Consider the following 20,725-nt stretch of genomic DNA (forward strand, 5'->3'; position numbering starts at 1 on the left):
AGGGTACGGCCACCACTTATTGTCGTCGCCCAATTGACTCCCACCCGGCAAAATCGTTATAAAACATAACTATTCTGCGCAGGACCTAAAATTGCCCATGGGAAACGCCTCCACCGCCGCTGCGGGTCAATCCGACCTGCTCGAGATAGAGCAGAAGGGCGCGGTGCTGACCGTGGGCCTCAACCGTCCGGCCAAGCGCAATGCGCTGAACGACGGCATCATCCTCGCGATCCAGGACTGCTTCTCCAATCTGCCCGACGGCACCGGCGCGGTGGTCATCCATGGCGTCGGCGACCATTTCTCCTCCGGCCTGGACCTGTCCGAACTGACCGAGCACGACGCCACCGAGGGCCTGCGCCATTCGCAGATGTGGCACCGGGTGTTCGATCGCATCCAGTATAGCCGTGTCCCCGTGATCGCGGCGCTGAAAGGCGCGGTGATCGGTGGCGGGCTGGAACTGGCCTGCGCCGCGCATATCCGGGTCGCCGAGCCCTCCGCCTATTTCGCGCTGCCCGAAGGCCAGCGCGGCATCTTCGTCGGCGGCGGCGGATCGGTGCGGCTGCCGCGGCTGATCGGGGTGGCGCGGATGATCGACATGATGCTCACCGGGCGGGTCTATTCGGCGACCGAAGGCTCGGCCTATGGCTTCTCGCAATATCTCACGGAGGCCGGCGGCGCGCTGCCGAAGGCGCTGGAACTGGCGGAACGGGTGGCGGCGAACGCGCCGCTAACCAATTTTGCGGTGCTGCAGGCGCTGCCGATGATCGCCGAGGCCAATCCGCAAACCGGCCTGTTGATGGAATCCCTGATGGCGACTGTGGCGCAGAGCGACAAGGAAGCAAAACGCCGCATTCGTGCGTTTCTCGACCACAAGACCGCAAAGGTGAAGCCGACCTGACATGAGCGCCGAGCCCAGCATGTCCGCCTCGACCGATTCAGCCGCGCGCGCCGATCATCCGCTGCGCCCGATCTCGTTCGGCACGCCCGCGGTGCATGTCGAGCGCCGCGACGACGGCACCATCTATCTGCGTCCGAAAGCGCTGTTGCGGGACTATCCGGCGCGCATCACCGACCGCCTGCATCATTGGGCCGCAGCGGCGCCCGATCGGGTCTTCATGGCGGAGCGCAACGCGGCACGGGGCTGGCGGCAGATCACCTATGCGGAGCTGTTGACGTCGTCGCGGCACATCGCGTCTGCGCTGCTGGCGCGCGGGCTTTCGGCGGAAAAGCCGGTCGTCATCCTGTCCGGCAACTCGGTCGATCATGCGCTCGTCGCGTTCGGCGCGCTCTATGCCGGCATTCCCTTCTGTCCGGTATCGCCGGCCTATTCGCTGGTGTCGCGCGACTACGGCAAGCTCAGCTATCTGATGAAGCTGTTGACTCCCGGCCTCGTGTTCGTCGACGACGCGACGAAGTTCGCCGATGCGCTCGCCGCCAATGTGTCGTTCGGGACCGAGATCGCCGCCTCGCGCGGTGCGGTGCCCGGCCGTGATGTCACGACGCTTGCGGATCTGATGGCGACGCCGCTGCATCCGCGGCTCGACGCGGTGCACCAGGCGATCGGGCCAGATACGATCGCAAAGTTCCTGCTGACGTCGGGCTCGACGGGCAACCCGAAGGCTGTCATCAACACCCAGCGCATGATCTGCGCCAACCAGGTGATGCTGCGCGAGACGCTGGCGTTCCTGAAGGACGAGCCGCCGGTGATCGTCGATTGGCTGCCGTGGAATCACACCTTCGGCGGCAATCACAATATCGGGCTGACGCTCTATAATGGCGGCTCGATGTATCTCGACGAAGGCAAGCCGATGCCCGGCGGCATTGAAGAGACCGTGCGCAATCTCCAGGAGATTTCGCCGACGGTCTACTTCAACGTGCCCAAGGGCTATGAATCGCTATTGCCATATCTGCGCGACGATGCGGCCTTGCGCAAAAAGTTCTTTGCTCGTCTCCACGCGATGTTCTTCTCAGGCGCGGCGCTGTCGGCCTTCGTCTGGAACAGCCTCGACGAATTGTCGGTCCAGGAAACCGGCTATCGCGTGCCGATGCTGACCGGCCTTGGTGCCACCGAGACCGCGCCGTTCTTCATGTCGGTCAATCCGGTGACCAGCCGCTCCGGCCATGTCGGGCTGCCGGTGTTGGGCAATGATGCGAAACTCGTGCCCAATAATGGCAAGCTGGAGGTTCGCGCCAAGGGGCCGAACGTGATGCCCGGCTATTGGCGTCAACCTGATATGACAGCGAAGTCCTTCGATGAGGAAGGCTTCTACAAGATGGGCGATGCGCTCAAGCCGGCCGTCGCAGATGATTTCGACGCCGGCTTCGATTTCGACGGCCGCATCGGTGAGGACTTCAAGCTTGCCAGCGGCACCTGGGTCAGCGTCGGCCCGTTACGGGCGCGCTTTGTAGCGGCCTGCGCGCCGTTGGTGCGCGACGTCGTCATTGCCGGCATCAACCGCGACGAAATATCGGCGCTGGTGGTGCTCGATCTCGACGGTTGCCGCCTGATCAACCCGACGCTTCCGCAGGACGACCTCGCTGCGGCGGCGTCCGATCCGCTGATCGTCGCGGCCTTCCGCGAACGCTTTGAGAAGCTCGTCGCGGGCGCAACGGGTTCATCGACCAGGATCACGCGCGCGGTGCTGCTCGATACGCCGCTATCGATCGATCGCGGCGAGGTCACCGACAAGGGTTCGATCAACCAGCGCGCGGTTCTGGAGAACCGCAGTGCGCTGATCGAGGAGATCTATTCGCCCGCGCCACCAGCGCAGGTGATCACGCTGTAACCGAATTCGCTCAGAAGCTTGTCAGGGAGAGTACCATGCAGTTGAAGGACCAGGCGGCCATCGTCACCGGCGGCGCATCGGGATTGGGCGCGGCGACCGCGCGCCGCCTCGCAGCGCAGGGCGCCAAGGTCGCGGTCTGCGATCTCAACGCCCAGCTTGCCGAAACCGTTGCCGCCGAGATCGGCGGCGTCGCCGTGATCTGTGACGTTTCCGATGCTGCCTCGGCGGAAGCCGCGATCGCCAAGGCGGCGGCGGCCCATGGCCCGGCGCGTGTGCTGGTGAACTGCGCCGGCATCGGCGTCGCCAAGCGCGTAATCGGCAAGGACGGGCCGATGGCGCTCGGCGATTTCGACAAGGTGATCAAGGTCAACCTGATCGGTTCGTTCAACATGCTGCGGTTGGCGACCGCTCCGATGTCGAAGCTCGAGCCGCTTGCGACCGGCGAGCGCGGCGTGGTGATCTCGACTGCCTCGGTCGCGGCCTATGACGGCCAGATCGGTCAGTCGGCTTATTCGGCTTCCAAGGGCGGCATCGTCGCCATGACGCTGCCGATCGCGCGCGAATTGGCGCAGTTCGGCATTCGCGTGCTGACGATCGCGCCCGGCCTGTTCCTCACACCGCTGCTCGCCAACCTTCCGCAGGAAGCGCAGGACTCGCTGGCCGCCTCGATCCCGTTCCCGCGCCGCCTCGGTCAGGCCGACGAGTTTGCCTCGCTGGCGCTGCACATGATCGACAACCCTTATCTGAACGGCGAAGTGGTGCGGCTCGATGCCGCGCTTCGCATGGCGCCGCGCTAGGGTATTTCATCCCATGTTCGTCAACCGGCGCGATGTGCAGATCCAGTGGGGCGATTGCGACCCCGCCAACATCGTTTACTATCCGCGTTATTTCGCGATGTTCGACGATTCCACCTCGATCATGTTCGAAGCCGCCGGCTTTTCGAAACAGGACCTCATCCGCAAATATGGCCTCGTCGGCATTCCCATGGTCGACACAAGGGCCAAATTTCATATCCCGTCCACCCATGGCGACTGGATCCGGATCGAAAGCCGGATCGAGAGTTTCAAGCGCTCCAGCTTCGAGGTGGTCCACAACGTGTTCAAGGGCGAGGCATTGGCGATCGAGGCGTTCGAAACCCGCGTGCTGGTCGGCAAGCACCCGGACGATCCCGCAAAGCTGAAATCGGCGCCGATGCCGCCGGAGATCGTCGAGCGTTTCATGCGGGGCTGACTTACTATCCGGCATGACCTAAAGAAGTGGCTGAATTAAGGGCCCGGTTTTGCTTAAGACTGCAGATAATAATCCAAGGGAGGAATGAATGAAGAAGGCTTTTCTGTCCGCGGCGGCTGTCATCGCGGCCCTCGCCCTGCCGGGGGCGCCGGTCATTGCACAGACCAATGAAATCACGATCGGCATCACCGTCACCACGACCGGTCCCGCGGCGGCGCTGGGCATTCCCGAACGCAACTCGCTCGATTTCGTGCCGAAGGAAATCGGCGGCGTGCCGATCAAGATCATCGTGCTCGATGACGGCGGCGATCCGACCACGGCGACCACCAATGCACGGCGCTTCGTCACCGAGTCGAAGGCCGACATCATCATGGGCTCCTCGACAACACCTCCGACGGTTGCGGTCTCCACGGTTGCGAACGAAGCGGGGATTCCGCATTTCGGCCTGGCGCCGCTCCCGATCAACGAGGCGCGCATGAAGTGGTCGGTCGCGATGCCGCAGCCGATCCCGATCATGGGCAAGGTGCTGTACGAGCACATGAAGGCGCACGGCATCAAGACCGTCGGCTACATCGGCTACTCCGATTCTTACGGTGATCTCTGGGTCAACGACTTCAAGACCCAGGCCGTACCCATGGGCCTGACCATGGTGACCGAAGAGCGCTACGCTCGTCCCGATACGTCGGTCGCGGGCCAGGTGCTAAAACTGGTCGCCGCCAATCCCGACGCCATTCTGGTCGGTGCCTCCGGCACCGCCGCAGCGCTGCCGCAGAGCGCGCTGCGCGAGCGCGGCTACAAGGGCCTGATCTACCAGACCCACGGCGCCGCCAGCATGGACTTCATCCGCATCGCGGGTCCCGCGGCGGAAGGAGTGATCATGGCTTCCGGTCCGGTGATGTCGCCGGAAACTCAGCCCGACAGCGCGCTGACCAAGAAGCCGGGTCTTGCGCTCAACACCGCCTACGAAGCCAAGTATGGCGCCAATAGCCGCAGCCAGTTCGCCGGCCATTCCTACGACGCCTTTGAGGTGCTCAAGCGCGTGATACCGGTGGCGCTGAAGAAGGCCAAGCCGGGCACGCCGGAATTCCGCGAGGCGATCCGTCTGGCGCTGATCTCGGAGAAGGAAATCGCGGCAAGCCAGGGCGTCTACAACTTCACCGAAAAGGATCGCTACGGCCTCGACGATCGCTCGCGCATCATCCTGACCGTGAAGGACGGCAAGTACGTCCCGGCGAAGTGAAGGGGCGAGGTTCGCAGGGTGGGCAAAGCGACTTGTCCGCCGTAGCTCAACGAGCGAAGGCGGAAGCGTGCCCACCATAGACCAGCGGACAGGAGAGATGGTGGGCACGGCGCAAGTTCGCCTTTGCCCACCCTACGGGAGCCGAGCCTAAATCCCGCTTGCGCCCTCGTGCTGGAAGCCGAGATAGCTCGCCGCGACGCGCTGGTTGCTGGCGATATCCTTGGCCGATCCGGACAGGATGAATTCGCCGAGTTCCATGACGTAGGCGCGGTCGGCGATTTTAAGCGCCGCTTGCGCATTCTGTTCGACCATGAGCACCGAGACCCCGGCGGCGCGCAACTCGCCGATGGTGCGGAAGATATCGGCCACGATGATCGGCGCCAACCCGAGGCTCGGTTCGTCCAGCATCAACAGTTTTGGCGCGCCCATCAGGGCGCGGCCCATCGCCAGCATCTGCTGCTCGCCGCCGGAGAGCGTGCCAGCCAATTGCTTGCGCCGCTCCTTGAGCCGCGGAAACAGCGTGTAGACCCGCTCGAACGATCTTGCCGCGGTTGCCTTCGGAATCCGGAAGGCGCCGAGCTGCAGATTGTCCTCGACGTTCATCGTGCCGAACAATTCGCGGTGCTCCGGCACGAGACAGAGGCCCGCCGCGACGCGATCCTCGATGTCGAGCGGGGTCATGTCGGTGCCGGCGAAGGCAGTGGCGCCCTTGAGCGGCAGCACGCCCATGATGGCGTTCAGCAGCGTGGTCTTGCCAGCGCCGTTGGCGCCGATGATGGTGACGATCTCATCGTCGGCGACCTCGAGCGAAACCGAGCGCACGGCTTCGACCTTGCCGTAGGAAACGTGGGCGTCGGAGACCGATAACAGCGCACTCATGCGGTAGCTCCGAGATAGGCCTTGATCACATCGGGATTGGTCTTGATCGCATCCGGCGTGCCCTCGGCGATCTTGGTGCCGAAATCCAGCACCACGACGCGGTCGGCGAGATCCATCACAAAACCCATGTCGTGCTCGACCAGCAGCACCGACATGCCGCCGTCGCGGAGTTGACGGAGCAGGGCAGCGAGCCGCTGCTTTTCCATATGGCGCAGTCCCGCGGCCGGCTCGTCGAGCAGCAGCAGCAGGGGATCGACGCACAGCGCGCGTGCAATTTCGACAATGCGCTGCTGGCCGAGCGACAGGCTTCCCGCCAACTGGTCGATCTGGTCGCCCAAGCCGACGCGTTCGATCTGGCGGGCGGCTTCCGCCAGTAATTTCGCCTCGTCGGCCCGGTCGAGCCGGAACATGCTGGAGATCGCGCCCGCAGACCCGCGCAAATGCGCACCGATCGCGACGTTCTCCAGCACGGTCATGTCAGGGACCAGCTTGACATGCTGGAAGGTGCGCGCGACGCCGAGTTTGACAACCTCCTGCGGTGGAGCGTTGTCGACCTTGTTGCCGAGCACCGAGATGGTGCCGCCGGTCGTCGTCAGCACGCCCGTGATCAAGTTGAAGGTCGTGCTCTTGCCGGCGCCGTTGGGACCGATCAGGGCGACGATCTCACGGGCCTGGACTTCGAAAGAAACATCGTTGACGGCAATCACGCCGCCGAACTGCTTGCGCGCCTTCTCGATCTGCAAGAGCACGGCGGACGAAGCCTGTGCGCGCACGGGCGTGGCAAGCGGAAGCGACGCATCGGGCATCCTGCGGCCCGGTTGGATCGGCAGTCGCGACATCAGCCAGGGCCAGACGCCGGTCGGCGCCAGTTGCAGCAGAACGACCAGCAGGATGCCGAACACGATGGTCTCGAGCTGGCTCTGGCCGCCGAAGATATAGGGCAGATAGCTCTGCAGGATCTCCTTGAGGATCACGACGATGCCGGCGCCGAGCACCGCGCCCCAGACATAGCCGGCGCCGCCGACCACGGCGATGAACAGATATTCGATGCCGGCATGTGCACCGAACGGGGTTGGGTTTGCCGCGCGCTGGAAATGCGCATAGAGCCAGCCGGAGAGGCCGGCGAGAACCGCCGCATAAACGAACACCAGAAGCTTGGCGCGCGGCGTCTGCACGCCGAACGCTTCGCCGGCGATATGCCCGCGCCGCAGCGCGCGGATCGCCCGGCCGGTGCGGGAGTCCAGGAGGTTCATGGTCAGGAGCGCCGAGACCAGCACCGCGATCCAGATCGCGAAATAGATCGTGCCGGGATCGAGCATCCGGAAAGTGCCGATCGAGAGCGGCGGGATGCCGGAGATGCCGTCATTGCGGCCGAGGAATTCCAGCTTGCTGAACAGGTAAAACAGGCCGATGCCCCAGGCGATGGTGCCGAGCGGCAGATAATGGCCGGACAGCCGTACCGTGACGATGCCGAGCAGGACCGCGGCGATGCCGCTGACCACCAGCGAGAGCGGCAGCGTGAGCCATGGCGAGACACCATAGGCCGTGGTCAATACCGCCGTGGTGTAGGCGCCGAAGCCGCAGAAGGCGGCCTGGCCGAACGAGGTGAGGCCGCCGACGCCGGTCAGGATCACGAGGCCCATCGCCACCAGTGCGGCGAGGCCGATATTGTTGAGCAGCACGATCCAGAATGGCGGGACGCCCGGAATGAACGGGATCGCTGCCATCACGAGTGCGAAGATGATGAGAGGGGTGCGCTGGTTCATCGCCGTCAATCCTTCTCTTCCTCGACCGCAGGCGCTGCGAGCGAGCGCAGCACCAGCACGGGAAGGATCAGCGTAAAGACGATGACCTCCTTGAAATTGCTGGCGTAGAACGATGAGAACGCCTCGACGCTGCCGACCAACAAGGCTGCGACCGCCGTCAGCGGATAGCTGACCAGCCCGCCGATGATCGCGGCAATAAAACCTTTCAGGCCGATCAGGAAGCCGGTGTCGTAATAGAGCGTGGTGATCGGCACGATCAGGATCCCGGAAATCGCGCCGATGATGGATGCCAGCAGGAAAGCGATCTGCCCCGACAGCGTGGTGCGGATGCCGACGAGGCGGGCGCCGAGGCGGTTGACGGCGGTAGCGCGCAACGCCTTGCCCATCAGCGTGAAGCCGAAGAACAGCCACAGCGCGACGATGAAGGCGACCGTCAGCCCGTAGACCGCAAGGCTCTGGCCGGTGAAGCGCAGCGGGCCGATCGTCAGTGCGGCATTCGACAGCGCTGGCCCGCGCAGGCCCTCGGCACCGAAGAACACGAGGCCCAGGCCCTGCAGCGCGAGATGGCAGCCGACGGAGGCGATCAGCAGCACCAGCACCGAGGTATGGGCGATCGGTTGAAACGCGATGCGGTAGAGGAACAGCCCGATCGCCGCGACGATCAAAAGTGACAGCGCGATGTTGACCGCAATCGGGGTCTTGGGACCAGCAAGGCCGTAGGTCAAGGCCAGGATCACGGCGGGGAGAGCGATGTTGAGGGCAAAGGCGCGCGCGACCCGCCTGGGCCGTAACGATCGCCGCGCCTCAAACAGGTCGAGGCCGAAGGCGACCACGCCCATGGCCATCGCCAGCTTTGCGGTGCCCGGCACCTGACCGGTTGCCAGCATGGCGTAGCTCAGCGCGCCGAAGGTCACGAATTCGCCCTGCGGAATCAGGATGACGCGGGTGACGGCAAACACCAGCACCAGCGCCAGCCCGAGCAGCGCATAGATCGCGCCATTGGTGATGCCGTCCTGCAGCAGGAACAGCATGATCGTGGTATTCAAGACTGGCGCTCCCCCTAAAAGCGTCGCCGGTCCTGACCTCGCACGGTCCGCCGGCCGTCCCATATCTCGGCAGTTGAAAGGCGCCGATATTTGATATATCCAATAACAATTATCAAATATAACATCAAGGCCCGGTCACCGGCCGGGCCTTTTTGGGGGCGAGCCTCACGCCATGACAGTTTCCAAGGCAGCGACCGATGTCGTCAAGTCGTCGCGCGGCAACGGCAAGGAAATCGCCGATGGCGTCGCGGAGAATGCCGGGCTGCAACTGGGCGAGCTGGCCGACCTGCTCGGCTATTCGCTCAAGCGCGCGCAGCTCAAGGTATTCGAGGATTTCCTGCGCTGTGTCGCGCCGCTGCAACTGACGCCGGCGCAATTCTCCGTGCTATTGTTGCTCGATCGCAATCCCGGGCGCAACCAGACCGAAATCGCCAACACGCTCGGCATCCTCAGGCCGAATTTCGTCTCGATGCTGGATGCGCTGGAGAGCCGCGGCCTCTGTGCCCGCATGCGCTCGACCAATGACCGTCGCTCGCACATCCTGGTTCTGACGGAGAAGGGAAGGGCGGTGCTGGCGCGCGCCAAGAAGCTGGTGGCCAGCAAGCACGAGGCGCGTCTCAACGAGTTGCTGGGTCCTGCCAACCGCGTCGCGCTGCTTGAAATGCTGTCGAAGATCGCGGCGGAGTTTTGAGAGGCGTGTCATTCCGGGATGGTCCGAAGGACCAGACCTCAGATGTGCAATTGCATATCGGGGAATCTCGAGATTCTCAGATGCGCAATTGCGCATCTTAGTTCGCTTCGCGCCCCGGAACGACGTTCTAACAATCACGCCGCGACGATGCGCCCTTGAGCCTCTCGCGGCCCGCGTCCCGACAAAAACTGCCGCTCGATCTCGGCGGCGGGAAGCGGCTTGCTGAATAGGAAGCCCTGCATTTCCGTGCATCCCTCGGATGCGATGCTGTGGAGTTGCTCCGCGGTTTCGACGCCCTCGGCGGTCGCCGTCATGCCCATTCCATTGGCGAGCGCGGCAACCGCGCGCACGATGTTGAGCGAGCTCGAATTCTCGGTGATGTTCTTGACGAACGAGCGGTCGATCTTGATCTTGTCGAACGGAAAGCTCTGCAGGTAGGTCAGCGACGAATATCCGGTGCCGAAATCGTCCATGGCGATCCGGATTCCGAGCGCGCGCAACTGATGCAGCAGCGCGAGCGTCGCTTCCTTGTTGTGGAGCAACACGCTCTCGGTGATTTCGATCTCCAGCCGCGTCGGCGCGAGCCCGGAGGCAGCGAGCGCGCCGACGATCACCTGCATCAGGCCGGGACTGCGAAACTGGATCGCTGAAATATTGACGGCGACGTGAAGGTTGTCGGGCCATTGCGCGGCGGTGGCACAAGCCTGCCTGATGACCCACTCGCCCATCGGCACGATGAAGCCGATCTCTTCGGCCAGCGGGATGAAGGCGGCCGGCGAGATCAATCCCTTGGTTGGGTGATTCCAGCGTATCAGCGCCTCGAAGCCGCTGATTTCCTTGCTCGCCAGGTTGACGACCGGCTGGTAATGCAGCTCGAACTCGCCCGCCGGCAGCGCCTTGCGCAGATCCTGCTCCATGATGCGGCGGGTCTGCATCTGCAGGTCCATCGCAGGCTCGAAGAAGCGGAACGTGCTGCGGCCGTCGCTCTTGGCGCGGTAGAGTGCGAGGTCGGCATTGCGCAGCAATTTGTCGGGGTTCGATCCGTCGCCGGGACCGACCGAAATGCCGATGCTGACGCCGATCACGGCCTGCTGGCCGTCGATTTCATAGGGTTCGCTCAACGCATCGATGACGCCCTGCGCCAGCGAAGTGGCATCGGCGGGGTCCGAGATCGTGGCCTGCACGATGACGAATTCATCGCCGCCCATCCGCGCGATCGTGTCGGAATCGCCAACGAGCCGGCGCAGCCGTTCGGCGACGCTCCTGAGCAACTTGTCGCCGAAGGGGTGGCCCAACGTATCGTTCACGGCCTTGAACTGATCGAGGTCGAGGTGATGGACGGCCACCATTTCCCCGTCTGAAACCCTGCCCAGCGCATATTCGAGCCGATCGTTCAGCAATACCCGATTGGCAAGATCGGTCAGCGCATCGTGATGCGCCATGTATTCGATCTTGACCTCGGACTGGCGCTGTTCGGTGATGTCCTCATGCGTCGCGACCCAGCCGCCGCCGGGCATCGGGCGGTGGCGGATCTTGAAGGTACGTCCGTTCTTCAATTCGACGATGCTGTCTTTCGCTTCATTGGAAACCGCCACGTTGGTGCGCCATTGCAGATATTCGTCGCGCGTCATGGCGGGGAAGCTGCCGGCTTCGAAGCGCAGGTCGACGATCTCGACCAGCGACATGCCGGGGCTGACGCGCTCGGGCGCAATGTCGTACATCTCCACGAAGCGATCGTTGCAGACGATCAGGCGGTGGTCTGAATCGAAGAAGCAAAGCCCCTGCGACATGTTGTTGATCGCGGTGTCGAACTGGAAGTTCCTGACGCGCAAGGCTTCTTCCTGCTCCTTGCCGAGGTCGTATTGTTTCTTCAGCCTCGCATTGAGCTCTTCGCGCTCCGTGATGTCCTCATGCGTCGCCATCCCGCCGCCGTCCGGCATCGGGTAGACGGTGTAGGCGACGATCCGGCCGTCGGTGAACTCCTGCACCGTGGTGTCGAGGGCGATGTCGCGGCCGACGCGCTCACGGATATAATCATCGACCGCGACCTGCACCTTCAGGCCGAGTTTCAGCCGGTGCCGGATCAGTTCCTGGGTCGGTGTTCCCGGCTTCACCTGTTCAGGCGAGAGCCCGTACATTTCCCTGTAGCGGCGGTTGCAGAAAACGACCTCGCGCTTCTCGTCGAATACGACGATTCCGAGCGGCATATGGTTGATCGCGTCCTCCAGCCGAGCGCTCAAATGCGCTGACCGCGGCGCGGCTATTTGGACGTGATCCGTCATAGAGCGTTCCCCAGCCGCCACTGGCGGCTCTCCTCCTCCAGGAGAACGGCCATTAGATGCCAGGCTGGTGAATCGCAGCTTCGAGATAGGCAAACCGCGCGCGGGTTCCTCGCAAACTGCTCAACAAAGCGTTAATGCCGTTACGGCGCATGCGAGGCTCCGGCAACTGCCCCGGCGATCTACGCCGGGTCCACCAGGATCACCCTGACGTCGTTGACGTTGGTGAGGGTCGGGCCGATCAGCAGGAGATCGCCGGTGGCCGCAAAGAACGCGGTCGCATCGTTGTTGGCGAGATAGGCCGCAGGATCGAGGCCGAGCGACTTCATCTTCGCGAACGTCGCCTGATCGATCAAAGCGCCGGCCGGGTCGGTCGCGCTGCCGGCGCCGCCGTCGGCGCCGTCGGTGTCTGCGGCCAGCGCCACAATGCCGGACGTACCCTTCAGAAGATCCGCCAGCGCCAGCGCATATTCCTGGTTGGGACCGCCGCGGCCATTGCCACGCACGGTCACCGTGAGTTCGCCGCCCGACAGGATCGCGATGCGTTTGCCCTCGCTCTGTGCTTTCAGCGCCAGTCGCGCATGATCGGCCGCCACCTCGCGCGCCTCGCCTTCGAGATCCGCGCCGAGGCCGACGACCTCATACCCCGCGTCCTTCGCGACCTTGATCGCCGCGTCGAGAGAAGCCTTCGGTTTTGCGATCATCTCGAATTGCGCGCGGGCAAAGGCGGGATCGCCGGGCTTGCAGCTCTCGTTCCTGGGATCGTCGAGCGCGCGCCGGACGGCATCGTCGACCGTGAGATTATACCTCGCAACCAGGGCGCGGGCGTCCGCCAGCGTACTCGGATCCGGCACCGTCGGCCCCGATGCAATCGCGGACGGATCGTCATGCGGGACGTCTGATATCGCGAGCGTCACGATCTCAGCGGCGCGCTGTCCGGCGCGGGCCAGCCGGCCGCCCTTGATCCGCGACAGATGCTTGCGCACGACGTTCATCTCGCCGATCGGCGCGCCCGAGCGCAATAGCGCGCGGTTTACCTGCTGCTTCTGTGCGAACGAAACGCCATCTGCGGGTGCGATCCAGTTTGCCGAGCCCCCGCCGGACAACAGCACCAGCAAAAGATCGTCCGCAGTCGCCTCCGCAGCAAGACGCAGCGTCTCGTCGGCGGCTTTCAGGCCGGCTTCGTCGGGCACGGGATGGCCGGCCTCGATCACCCTGATGCGCCGCGTTGGCACGCCGTGGCCGTGGCGCGTGGTGGCAAGGCCGGTCAGCCGCGACGGATCGAGGCCAAGCGTATCGAGGTAGTGCCGTTCGGCCGCAGCCGCCATCGCTGCAGCGCCCTTGCCTGCGGCGAGGCAGATCACCTTGCCCTTGGGCGCGGGACGCAGATGCGCGGAGAGCACGACGTCGGGATGCGCGGCCGCAACGGCCGCATCGAAGATCGCACGCAGGAGGGAACGTCGGTCGGTCATGGTCTGCACGGGGCTGTTACGGGGTGGTAGGTCTGGTTATCCCTCCAATTGCTGCAAAAGAAAACCCCCGCGGACGGGCCGCGGGGGCGTTGCTGGCTAACAATCGGTCGATAGCATTTTGCGATTAGCCGCCGACTTCGGCATCAATCACTTCGCCGAAGCGCTCCCAGGTCTCGCCTTTGAACTTCTGAAGCTGGACCGCCGAAATGGGGGCAAAGTCGGTAGCGCTGGTGTTGACCCTAATACCCGGCAGCAAGCTGCCGATCTCGAGATTCTTGATGCTGGCTGCCTGCTTCATGACGTTCTCGCGGGTGAGATTGTCGCCGCTGGCTTTGAGCACATGCACGAGGCCCTGCGCGACCGTGTAGCCGTACATCACAAAGCTATCGATCCTGTTGGCCTCGGGGTAGTATTTGGCGAGAAATTCGTCGAAAGCTTTCATGCCGGGGTCGTTCTTCCACTCCGGATCGGACGTATCCTTAAGGTAATTGGACGAGATGATATCCTGCGCGTTCTCGAAGCCGGCCGGTTTCATCACGCTGCCGATCGAGGCCGAGACGTTGTTGAGGAAGTGCAGCGGCTTCCAGCCAATCTCGGCGTTCTTCTTGATAGCCTGCGCCGCGAATTTCGGCGTGGTGATGTTGATGAACACGTCGGCGCCACTCGCCTTCAGCTTGACGATGTGGGAGTCGATCGTCGGTTCGGAGACTTCGTAGCTTTCCTCCAGCACGATCATCGACGCGCCCTTGGCGCCGAGTCCGTCCTTGAAGCCCTTCAGATAGTCCTTACCGTAGTCGTCGTTCTGATAGAGGATCCCGATCTTGGCGTCCGGCTTGTTCTTCAGGATGTACTTGGCATAAATCTGCGTTTCGCTCTGGTAGTTGGGCTGCCAGCCCATCGTCCACGGAAAACTCTTCGGATCGTTCCACTTGGTGGCGCCGGTGGCGACGAAGAGTTGCGGCACCTTCTTGCTGTTCAGGTACTTCTGGATCGCCGTGTTCGGTGGGGTGCCCAGCGGATTGAAGACCAGCAGCACTTCATCGCTTTCAACCAGCTTGCGCGCCTGCTCCACCGTTTTCGGCGGAGAGTAGGCGTCGTCATAACTGATGAAGTTGATCTTGCGCCCGTTGATGCCGCCTTCCGCGTTGATCTTCCTGAAATAGGCCTCTTCGGTCTTGGCGATCACGCCATAGGCGGAAGCCGGTCCGCTATAAGGCATGATATTGCCGATCTTGATCTCTGTGTCGCTCGCGCCGGGATCATATTTCTTCTGCGCGAGAACGCCGCTCGAACTTGCCACGAGCAATCCAAACGCGGTCGAAACCACCGCAAGTTTTTTGATTGTGGACATTTCTGTCTCTCCCTTTTCATTTCTTAATGTAACTGTCGGGCCTCTTGACGAGGCTGTTTTGACAGCGCCGTGATTAGCATCTTGCCGGAAGTCTCACAAACAAAAAGCCCCTGCGGCAAAAGCCGCAGGGGCTGCGTCTTAAGCAGATCGGCGCGTCGGGATCAGCCGCCGACGTCACCTGAAAGGATTTCGCCGAAGCGTTCCCATGCCTCGCCCTTGAACCTTATCAGTTGCACTTGCGAGATCGGAGCAAAGTCGGTCGCCGAGGTGTTGACCTTGATACCCGGCAGCAGGCCTCCGAGTTCGAGGTTCTTGATGCTCGCGGCCTGCTTCATGACGTTTTCGCGGGTCAGGTTGTCGCCGCTTGCCCTGAGTGCATGCTCCAGCGTTTGCGCCACAGTGTAACCATACATCACGAAGGCGTCGACACGATTGGCCTCGGGATAGTACTTGTCCAGGAATTCATTCCATGCCTTCATGCCCGCATCGTTCTTCCACTCCGCATCGGCTGGATCCTTGAGGTACTGCGAGGAGATGATGCCTTGCGAATTCTCAAAGCCGGCCGGCTTCATGACGCTGCCGATCGAGGCGGAGACGCTGTTGAGGATGTGCATCGGCTTCCAGCCGATCTCGTTCATCTTCTTGATCGCCTGTGCCGCAAACTTTGGTGTCGTGACATTGAAGAACACGTCGGCATTCAGCGATTTCAGCTTGACGATGTTCGAATCGATAGTCGGCTGCGACACCTCGTAGCTTTCCTCGATGATGATCATTGACGCCGCCTTGGCGCCCAGTCCATCCTTGAAACCCTTCACGTAGTCTTTGCCGTAGTCGTCGTTCTGGTAGAGAATGGCGATCTTGCCGTCCGGCTTCTCCTTGAGGACATGCTGCGCGTAGACACGCCCTTCGCTCTGGTAGTTGGGCTGCCAGCCCATGGTCCAGGGGAAGTCCTTGGGATCGTTCCACTTGGTGGCGCCGGTGGCGACGAACAGTTGCGGCACCTTCTTGCTGTTCAGGTATTTCTGGATCGCCGTGTTCGGTGGCGTGCCTAGCGGATTGAAGACCAGCAGGACCTCATCGCTCTCGACCAGCTTGCGCACCTGCTCCACCGTCTTCGGCGGAGAGTAGGCGTCGTCATAGGTGATGAAGTTGATCTTGCGGCCGTTGATGCCGCCCTCGGCGTTGACCTTTCTGAAATAGGCCTCTTCGGTTTTACCGATCACGCCGTAGGCGGAAGCCGGCCCGCTGTAGGGCATGATGTTGCCGATCTTGATTTCGGTGTCGCTGGCGCCGGTGTCGTATTTCTTCTGCGCGAGTGCGCCGCTGCTGGTCGCAGCAAGCAATGCGAGGGCGGCCGCAAAGGCTCCCAATCGCAAGTTGATGGCGGACATTTTTTGATCTCCCTAGGATCGGTGACTGTGTCATTGTTTTTGATTGGAGCGCTTGGCGGCTCTTGGGCTTCATTGAATACCTTTCGGCTGCGTCCAGCAACAAAAAGCCCTTCGCGACGGCGTCGCGGAGGGCGGAATTTAGTCGGATGCTCCGGGAAACTACCGCCCCGCGGAATATTGGTTAACGGCCGAGTTCGCCGCTGATGATGTCAGCCGAACAGATCCTGCGGCATGAAGTTAGTTCTTCAACTTACCGAGCATCTGCTGCGCAACAATTGCGATCTGCCTTGCGCCATGCGGCACGAGGAAGATGACAATAAACAAGAGCACGCCGAACACCGCGCCGGAGAGGCCCTTTGAGATGCTCTCCGCGATGTTGGGCACGAAGATGATGAAGGCGGCGCCGATGAACGAGCCCGGCAGCCAGCCGACGCCGCCGACCACCATGCCGAGGAATAGCGCGATGGCCAGGTTGATCGTGTAGCTGTCCGGGGCCACGAATGCCACGACGATGGCGCTGAGCCCGCCGGCGATACCGGTGATGCCCGCGGATACGCCGAAGGCGAGCGTCTTGTACTGGGCGACGTCGACGCCCATGGCGGAGGCCGCGATCTCGTTGTCGCGGATCGACATCAGGGCGCGGCCCGAGCGCGAGCGCAGCAGGTTGACTGACCCGACATAGATCGCGACCGAGATCGCCAGCGTGAAGTAATAAAGCCACTTGTCCTGACCGATCGGCAGGCCGAACGGCGCATCGGGTTTCATGACGGTGAGGCCCTGAACGCCGCCGGTCCAATGCTCGAGGAAATGCAGCTTCAGGAGCTGCGGCATGGCGACCGCCAGCGCGAAGGTGGCTAGCGCGAGGTAGATGCCGGAAAGCCGCAACGCGGGTTTGCCGAACAGGTAGCCGGCGCCGAACGAGACAAGCCCCGCGATCGGCAGCGTCAGCGCGTAGTTCACGTTGAAGTTTTCCATCAGGACCGCCGACGTATAGGCGCCGAGCGCGTAGAACGCGCTCTGGCCGAGCGAAAACTGCCCGCTGCCGCCGGTCAGGATGTTGAGTGCCAGCACCGCGATCCCGTAGATCATGACCATCGTCATCTGGAAGACGACGAAGTTCTTCACGAATACCGGCGTTACAAGCAGCGCCGCCAGGATCACCAGCGAGGTGCCGGTGCCCAGCGTCATGGCGCGCTTCGGAACGGCCTCGACGGCCGCGACTTCTGTGACGGTGTCTTCTGCAGCAGCGCTCATGATCAGACTCGCTTGATGATGGCTCGGCCGAAGAGACCGGCAGGTTTGAAGACCAGGACGGTGATGATCAGCGCAAGCGCGATCGGCAGTTTCAGTTCATTGCCTACGCCGGGGATGTAGGTGCCGGCGAGGTTTTCGAAGACGCCGACCAGGAAGCCGCCGATGACGGCGCCCAGCGGCGAGCTAAGGCCGCCGAGCACGGCAGCGGCGAAACCGTAAACCAGCACGCCGCCCATCATGTTCGGTTCGAGGAACACGACCGGGGCGATCAGGATGCCGGCTACGGCGCCGATCGCGGAGGCCATGCCCCAGCCGAGCGCGATCATCCAGGAGGTGTTGACGCCGACCAGCCGCGCCGATTCCGGCAAAGCCGCCGCGGCACGCATGGCAAGGCCGATCCGGGTGAACTGGAAGAACAGGTAGAGCCCGATCAGCATCAGCAGAGTGACGCCGATCATCCCGACCTGGTGGGTCGAGATTAGCTGGCTGCCGAGGAACGGCGAGGAGCCGAACGGGGTCGGATATTGCTTGATGGTGAAGTCCCAGGTCAGGCCGGCCACCGAGTTGACGATCGCGAACAGCGCGATGAAACCGGCGACGTTGGTCAGGATCGGCGCTTTCGCAAGCGGCTTGAACAGGAGGCGTTCGATCAGGATGCCGCCGGCGAACGAAATCGCCAGCGTGAGCAGGAACGACCACCAATAGGGCACGCCCCACTGCATCAATTGCCAGGAGATGAAGGTCGAGAACATCGCCATTTCGCCCTGGGCGAAGTTCAGATGGTCGATCGCCTGGTAGATCATGACCACCGCGAGCGCCATACAGGCATAGATCGCGCCCGTGGCGATGCCGGCCAGGACTTGGTTGGTGAATAACTCCATCGTCCCAACTCCTCAGTAACCCAGATAGGATTTGCGGACGTCTTCGTTGCTCGCGATTTCCTTCGCGTTCCCCGACATCACGATTTTTCCGGTTTCGATCACATAGGCCTGGTCGGCGAGCTCCAGCGCGAGCTGCGCGTTCTGCTCCACCACGAGGATGGTGACCTTGTCCTCACGATTGATCTTGCCGAGGATCTTGAACAGGTCGCGCACGATCAGCGGCGCGAGGCCGAACGACGGCTCGTCCAGCAACATCAGCCGCGGCCGCAGCATCAGCGCACGCGCCACCGCCAGCATCTGCTGCTCGCCGCCCGACAGGGTGCCGGCCTGCTGGGTGTGGCGTTCCTTCAGCACCGGAAAGTGCTCGTACATCCGCTCGATGTCGGCGACGATGTTCTTCTTGTCGGCGCGGGTGATGGCGCCGAGCTGCAGGTTCTCTTCCACCGTCATGGTGGTGAAGGTGCCGCGGCCCTGCGGCACATGCGCGATACCGAGGCGAACGACGTTTTCGGTCGACTTGCCGGACAGCGGCTTGCCCTCGAACTCGATCGCGCCGGTCGAGCGCACCATGTTGCAGATTGCCCGCAGGGTTGTGGTCTTGCCGGCGCCGTTGGCACCGAGCAGCGTGGTGAGGCTGCCTTCGTTGAGGGCGAAGGAGAGGCCGTGAAGGGCCTGGACCTGGCCGTAATAGGCGCGCAGGTCCTTGACATTGAGCATCGCAGTCATTGGTCCTTGCTCCCCAGATAGGCCTTGATGACGTCAGGATCGGCCTGGACCTGGGCCGGCGTTCCCTCGGCAAGCTTGCGGCCGAAATTGAGCGCCACGACATGATCGGCGATCGACATCACCAGACCCATGTGGTGCTCGACCAGCAGCACCGTCATGTGCCGTTCGTCCCTGATGCGCTTGATCAGGTCGCCAAGCACATGGACTTCCTCATGGTTGAGGCCGCCGGCGGGTTCGTCGAGCAGCAGGATCTTGGGATCCGCGGCCAGTGCGCGCGCCAGCTCGACGCGCTTCTGGGTGCCGAACGGCAGCCCGGACACGATGGTATGGGCAACATCCTCGAGATGCAGATAGGCGAGGATCTCCTGCACCTTCTTGTTGATCTCGTCCTCGCCGCGGCGAACCCAGGCGAGTTTGATCGAGTCGGAGATGATGTCGCTGGAGGAGCGCGCGTGGCAGCCGACGCGGACGTTGTCGAGCACCGACAAATTGGGAAACAGCGCGACGTTCTGGAAAGTGCGGCCGATGCCGATCTCCGCGATCTTGTGCGCCGGGCGCGTCAGGATGCTGACGCCTTCCATCAGGATGTCGCCGGTGCTCGGCTGATAGAGGCGGGACAGACAGTTGAAGAGTGTCGTCTTGCCGGCGCCGTTCGGTCCGATCAGCCCGAGGATGTTTCCCTTATGCATGTCAAAGGACACACCGTTGAGCGCGATGATGCCGCCGAACACGACGCTGACGTCGCGGACCGCGAGCAGGGGAGCATTGCCCTGCGCGAGCTGTGCCTGCGTCATCGCGTCCCGCCCGCTCTGATCACGGAGCGGGAATGACCGCGCAAATGTTTTTGCCGGTCATGGTGAAGGCTATCTGATTCCCTCGGCCAAACGTGCAACTCTTCCTCCCGCTTTCAACTTCTTGTTCTCTGATTTTTTTGATTGTGGTGCTGCGCCGCCCAGCGCTGCTTCGATGTTCCTTACCATCGTGACAAGGCGAGGTCCAATGTCGTTGATCAAACGATCTTCCGTGAAACGGAAAGCAGGCGCGCCGCAATTGAAGGCATACGGTCCGGTTCCGTCGCTGAGCTTTAGCGGCACACCTACGGCGTGCACATCGTCCTGCCATTCGCCGGCAGAGATAGTAAATCCGTGACGCGCGAGCATTTCGCCCGCGCGCTCGATGCCGTCACGCATTTTGGGCCAGCGATTGCCGTAGTGGTCGCGCAGTTCGCGCAACAAGGAGGCGCGCTCGTCGTCGGGCAGCGCCCAGAGATAGGCCCGTCCCATCGCGGTGGTCGCGATCGGAACGCGTGAGCCGACGTCAAGCTGCACACCGAGCAGCCCGGTGCGGCTCTGGCCGAAATAGATCATGCTGTGACGGTCGCGTCCACCGACCGCGACGGCGCCACCGGTCTCGCGCATCAGCGCTTCGCGATAAGGCTCGGACAAATGCCGAACGCCGAGATTGGCAAGGGCGGCATACCCCAGCGCCATGGCTGATGGCGCGAGCTGATACTTTTCGAAACGCGGAACGGGTGTAAGATAACCGAGTTTGGTCAGGGTGTAGGTCAGCCGGGAAATGGTTGGCTTCGGCAATTTGGTACGGGCGGCGAGTTCTTGATTGCCAAGAAGCCCGTCATTGGGTTGGAATGCGCGCAAGACATCGAGTCCGCGGGAGAGCGCGACGACGAAGCTGCGATCGGTCGCCGCTTTTTTCCCTGGACGTTTCATTACCCG

Annotated in this window: 18 protein-coding genes; 6 read left to right on the forward strand and 12 right to left on the reverse strand. The window is 62.8% G+C overall.

What is annotated here, in order from left to right:
• Nucleotides 1–91: 91 nt before the first annotated feature.
• From ACFXS9_RS37285 to ACFXS9_RS37305, 5 genes are all read left to right on the forward strand, one after another.
• Entirely contained in the window at nucleotides 92–898 is an 807-nt protein-coding gene (locus ACFXS9_RS37285) for a crotonase/enoyl-CoA hydratase family protein (RefSeq protein ID WP_392698179.1), read from the forward strand.
• Nucleotide 899: 1 nt separating this feature from the next.
• Nucleotides 900–2,786, forward strand: a complete 1,887-nt coding sequence (locus tag ACFXS9_RS37290; protein ID WP_392698181.1) for a feruloyl-CoA synthase — start codon at nucleotides 900–902, stop codon at nucleotides 2,784–2,786.
• A 35-nt stretch (nucleotides 2,787–2,821) separates the two neighbouring features.
• Nucleotides 2,822–3,583 carry an SDR family NAD(P)-dependent oxidoreductase gene (locus ACFXS9_RS37295; protein WP_213287023.1) on the forward strand — a complete coding sequence of 254 codons (762 nt, stop codon included), beginning with the start codon at nucleotides 2,822–2,824 and terminating at the stop codon, nucleotides 3,581–3,583.
• Between the two features lie 13 nt (nucleotides 3,584–3,596).
• A complete protein-coding gene (locus ACFXS9_RS37300) occupies nucleotides 3,597–4,016 on the forward strand; it encodes an acyl-CoA thioesterase (RefSeq protein ID WP_392698182.1) in 420 nt (139 codons plus the stop codon).
• 88 nt (nucleotides 4,017–4,104) lie between these two features.
• On the forward strand, nucleotides 4,105–5,256 hold the full coding sequence (locus ACFXS9_RS37305) for an ABC transporter substrate-binding protein (RefSeq protein ID WP_392698184.1): 1,152 nt from the start codon (nucleotides 4,105–4,107) through the stop codon (nucleotides 5,254–5,256).
• Nucleotides 5,257–5,403: 147 nt separating this feature from the next.
• Here the strand turns inward: ACFXS9_RS37305 and ACFXS9_RS37310 are convergent, their stop codons facing one another.
• Genes ACFXS9_RS37310 through ACFXS9_RS37320 form a run of 3 tightly spaced genes read right to left on the reverse strand, consistent with a single transcriptional unit; the run spans nucleotide 5,404 to nucleotide 8,947 of the window.
• Nucleotides 5,404–6,135 carry an ABC transporter ATP-binding protein gene (locus ACFXS9_RS37310; protein WP_392698185.1) on the reverse strand — a complete coding sequence of 244 codons (732 nt, stop codon included), beginning with the start codon at nucleotides 6,133–6,135 and terminating at the stop codon, nucleotides 5,404–5,406.
• Nucleotides 6,132–7,901, reverse strand: a complete 1,770-nt coding sequence (locus ACFXS9_RS37315; RefSeq protein ID WP_392698187.1) for an ATP-binding cassette domain-containing protein — start codon at nucleotides 7,899–7,901, stop codon at nucleotides 6,132–6,134. Before ACFXS9_RS37315 ends, ACFXS9_RS37310 begins: the two co-directional genes overlap by 4 nt.
• A gap of 5 nt (nucleotides 7,902–7,906) precedes the next feature.
• Nucleotides 7,907–8,947, reverse strand: a complete 1,041-nt coding sequence (locus ACFXS9_RS37320) for a branched-chain amino acid ABC transporter permease (RefSeq protein ID WP_392698188.1) — start codon at nucleotides 8,945–8,947, stop codon at nucleotides 7,907–7,909.
• A 172-nt stretch (nucleotides 8,948–9,119) separates the two neighbouring features.
• Here ACFXS9_RS37320 and ACFXS9_RS37325 point away from each other — a divergent pair, with 172 nt between their 5' ends.
• Nucleotides 9,120–9,638: a MarR family winged helix-turn-helix transcriptional regulator gene (locus ACFXS9_RS37325; RefSeq protein WP_392698190.1), complete on the forward strand. Its 519-nt coding sequence runs from the start codon at nucleotides 9,120–9,122 to the stop codon at nucleotides 9,636–9,638.
• 134 nt (nucleotides 9,639–9,772) lie between these two features.
• Here ACFXS9_RS37325 and ACFXS9_RS37330 read toward each other — a convergent pair whose 3' ends face one another.
• From ACFXS9_RS37330 to ACFXS9_RS37370, 9 genes are all read right to left on the reverse strand, one after another.
• Nucleotides 9,773–11,920, reverse strand: coding sequence for an EAL domain-containing protein (locus ACFXS9_RS37330; RefSeq protein ID WP_392698192.1), 2,148 nt, complete (start codon nucleotides 11,918–11,920; stop codon nucleotides 9,773–9,775).
• Between the two features lie 179 nt (nucleotides 11,921–12,099).
• Complete coding sequence (locus tag ACFXS9_RS37335; RefSeq protein WP_392698194.1) at nucleotides 12,100–13,389, reverse strand: glycerate kinase; 1,290 nt, start codon at nucleotides 13,387–13,389, stop codon at nucleotides 12,100–12,102.
• A gap of 124 nt (nucleotides 13,390–13,513) precedes the next feature.
• Nucleotides 13,514–14,740, reverse strand: coding sequence for an ABC transporter substrate-binding protein (locus ACFXS9_RS37340; protein ID WP_392698196.1), 1,227 nt, complete (start codon nucleotides 14,738–14,740; stop codon nucleotides 13,514–13,516).
• Between the two features lie 161 nt (nucleotides 14,741–14,901).
• Nucleotides 14,902–16,131, reverse strand: a complete 1,230-nt coding sequence (locus ACFXS9_RS37345; protein WP_392698198.1) for an ABC transporter substrate-binding protein — start codon at nucleotides 16,129–16,131, stop codon at nucleotides 14,902–14,904.
• A gap of 237 nt (nucleotides 16,132–16,368) precedes the next feature.
• Entirely contained in the window at nucleotides 16,369–17,385 is a 1,017-nt protein-coding gene (locus ACFXS9_RS37350) for a branched-chain amino acid ABC transporter permease (RefSeq protein WP_392698200.1), read from the reverse strand.
• Between the two features lie 2 nt (nucleotides 17,386–17,387).
• Entirely contained in the window at nucleotides 17,388–18,266 is an 879-nt protein-coding gene (locus ACFXS9_RS37355; RefSeq protein ID WP_392698201.1) for a branched-chain amino acid ABC transporter permease, read from the reverse strand.
• Nucleotides 18,267–18,278: 12 nt separating this feature from the next.
• On the reverse strand, nucleotides 18,279–18,992 hold the full coding sequence (locus ACFXS9_RS37360; RefSeq protein ID WP_392698203.1) for an ABC transporter ATP-binding protein: 714 nt from the start codon (nucleotides 18,990–18,992) through the stop codon (nucleotides 18,279–18,281).
• A complete protein-coding gene (locus ACFXS9_RS37365) occupies nucleotides 18,989–19,786 on the reverse strand; it encodes an ABC transporter ATP-binding protein (protein ID WP_392698205.1) in 798 nt (265 codons plus the stop codon). The genes ACFXS9_RS37360 and ACFXS9_RS37365 overlap by 4 nt, the downstream gene beginning before the upstream one ends.
• A gap of 69 nt (nucleotides 19,787–19,855) precedes the next feature.
• Nucleotides 19,856–20,719 (reverse strand): IclR family transcriptional regulator, encoded by an 864-nt coding sequence (locus tag ACFXS9_RS37370; protein WP_057841096.1) that lies wholly within the window; start codon nucleotides 20,717–20,719, stop codon nucleotides 19,856–19,858.
• Nucleotides 20,720–20,725 lie beyond the last annotated feature (6 nt).

This window comes from Bradyrhizobium sp. RDI18 (genome assembly GCF_043203335.1).
GTDB lineage: Bacteria > Pseudomonadota > Alphaproteobacteria > Rhizobiales > Xanthobacteraceae > Bradyrhizobium > Bradyrhizobium retamae.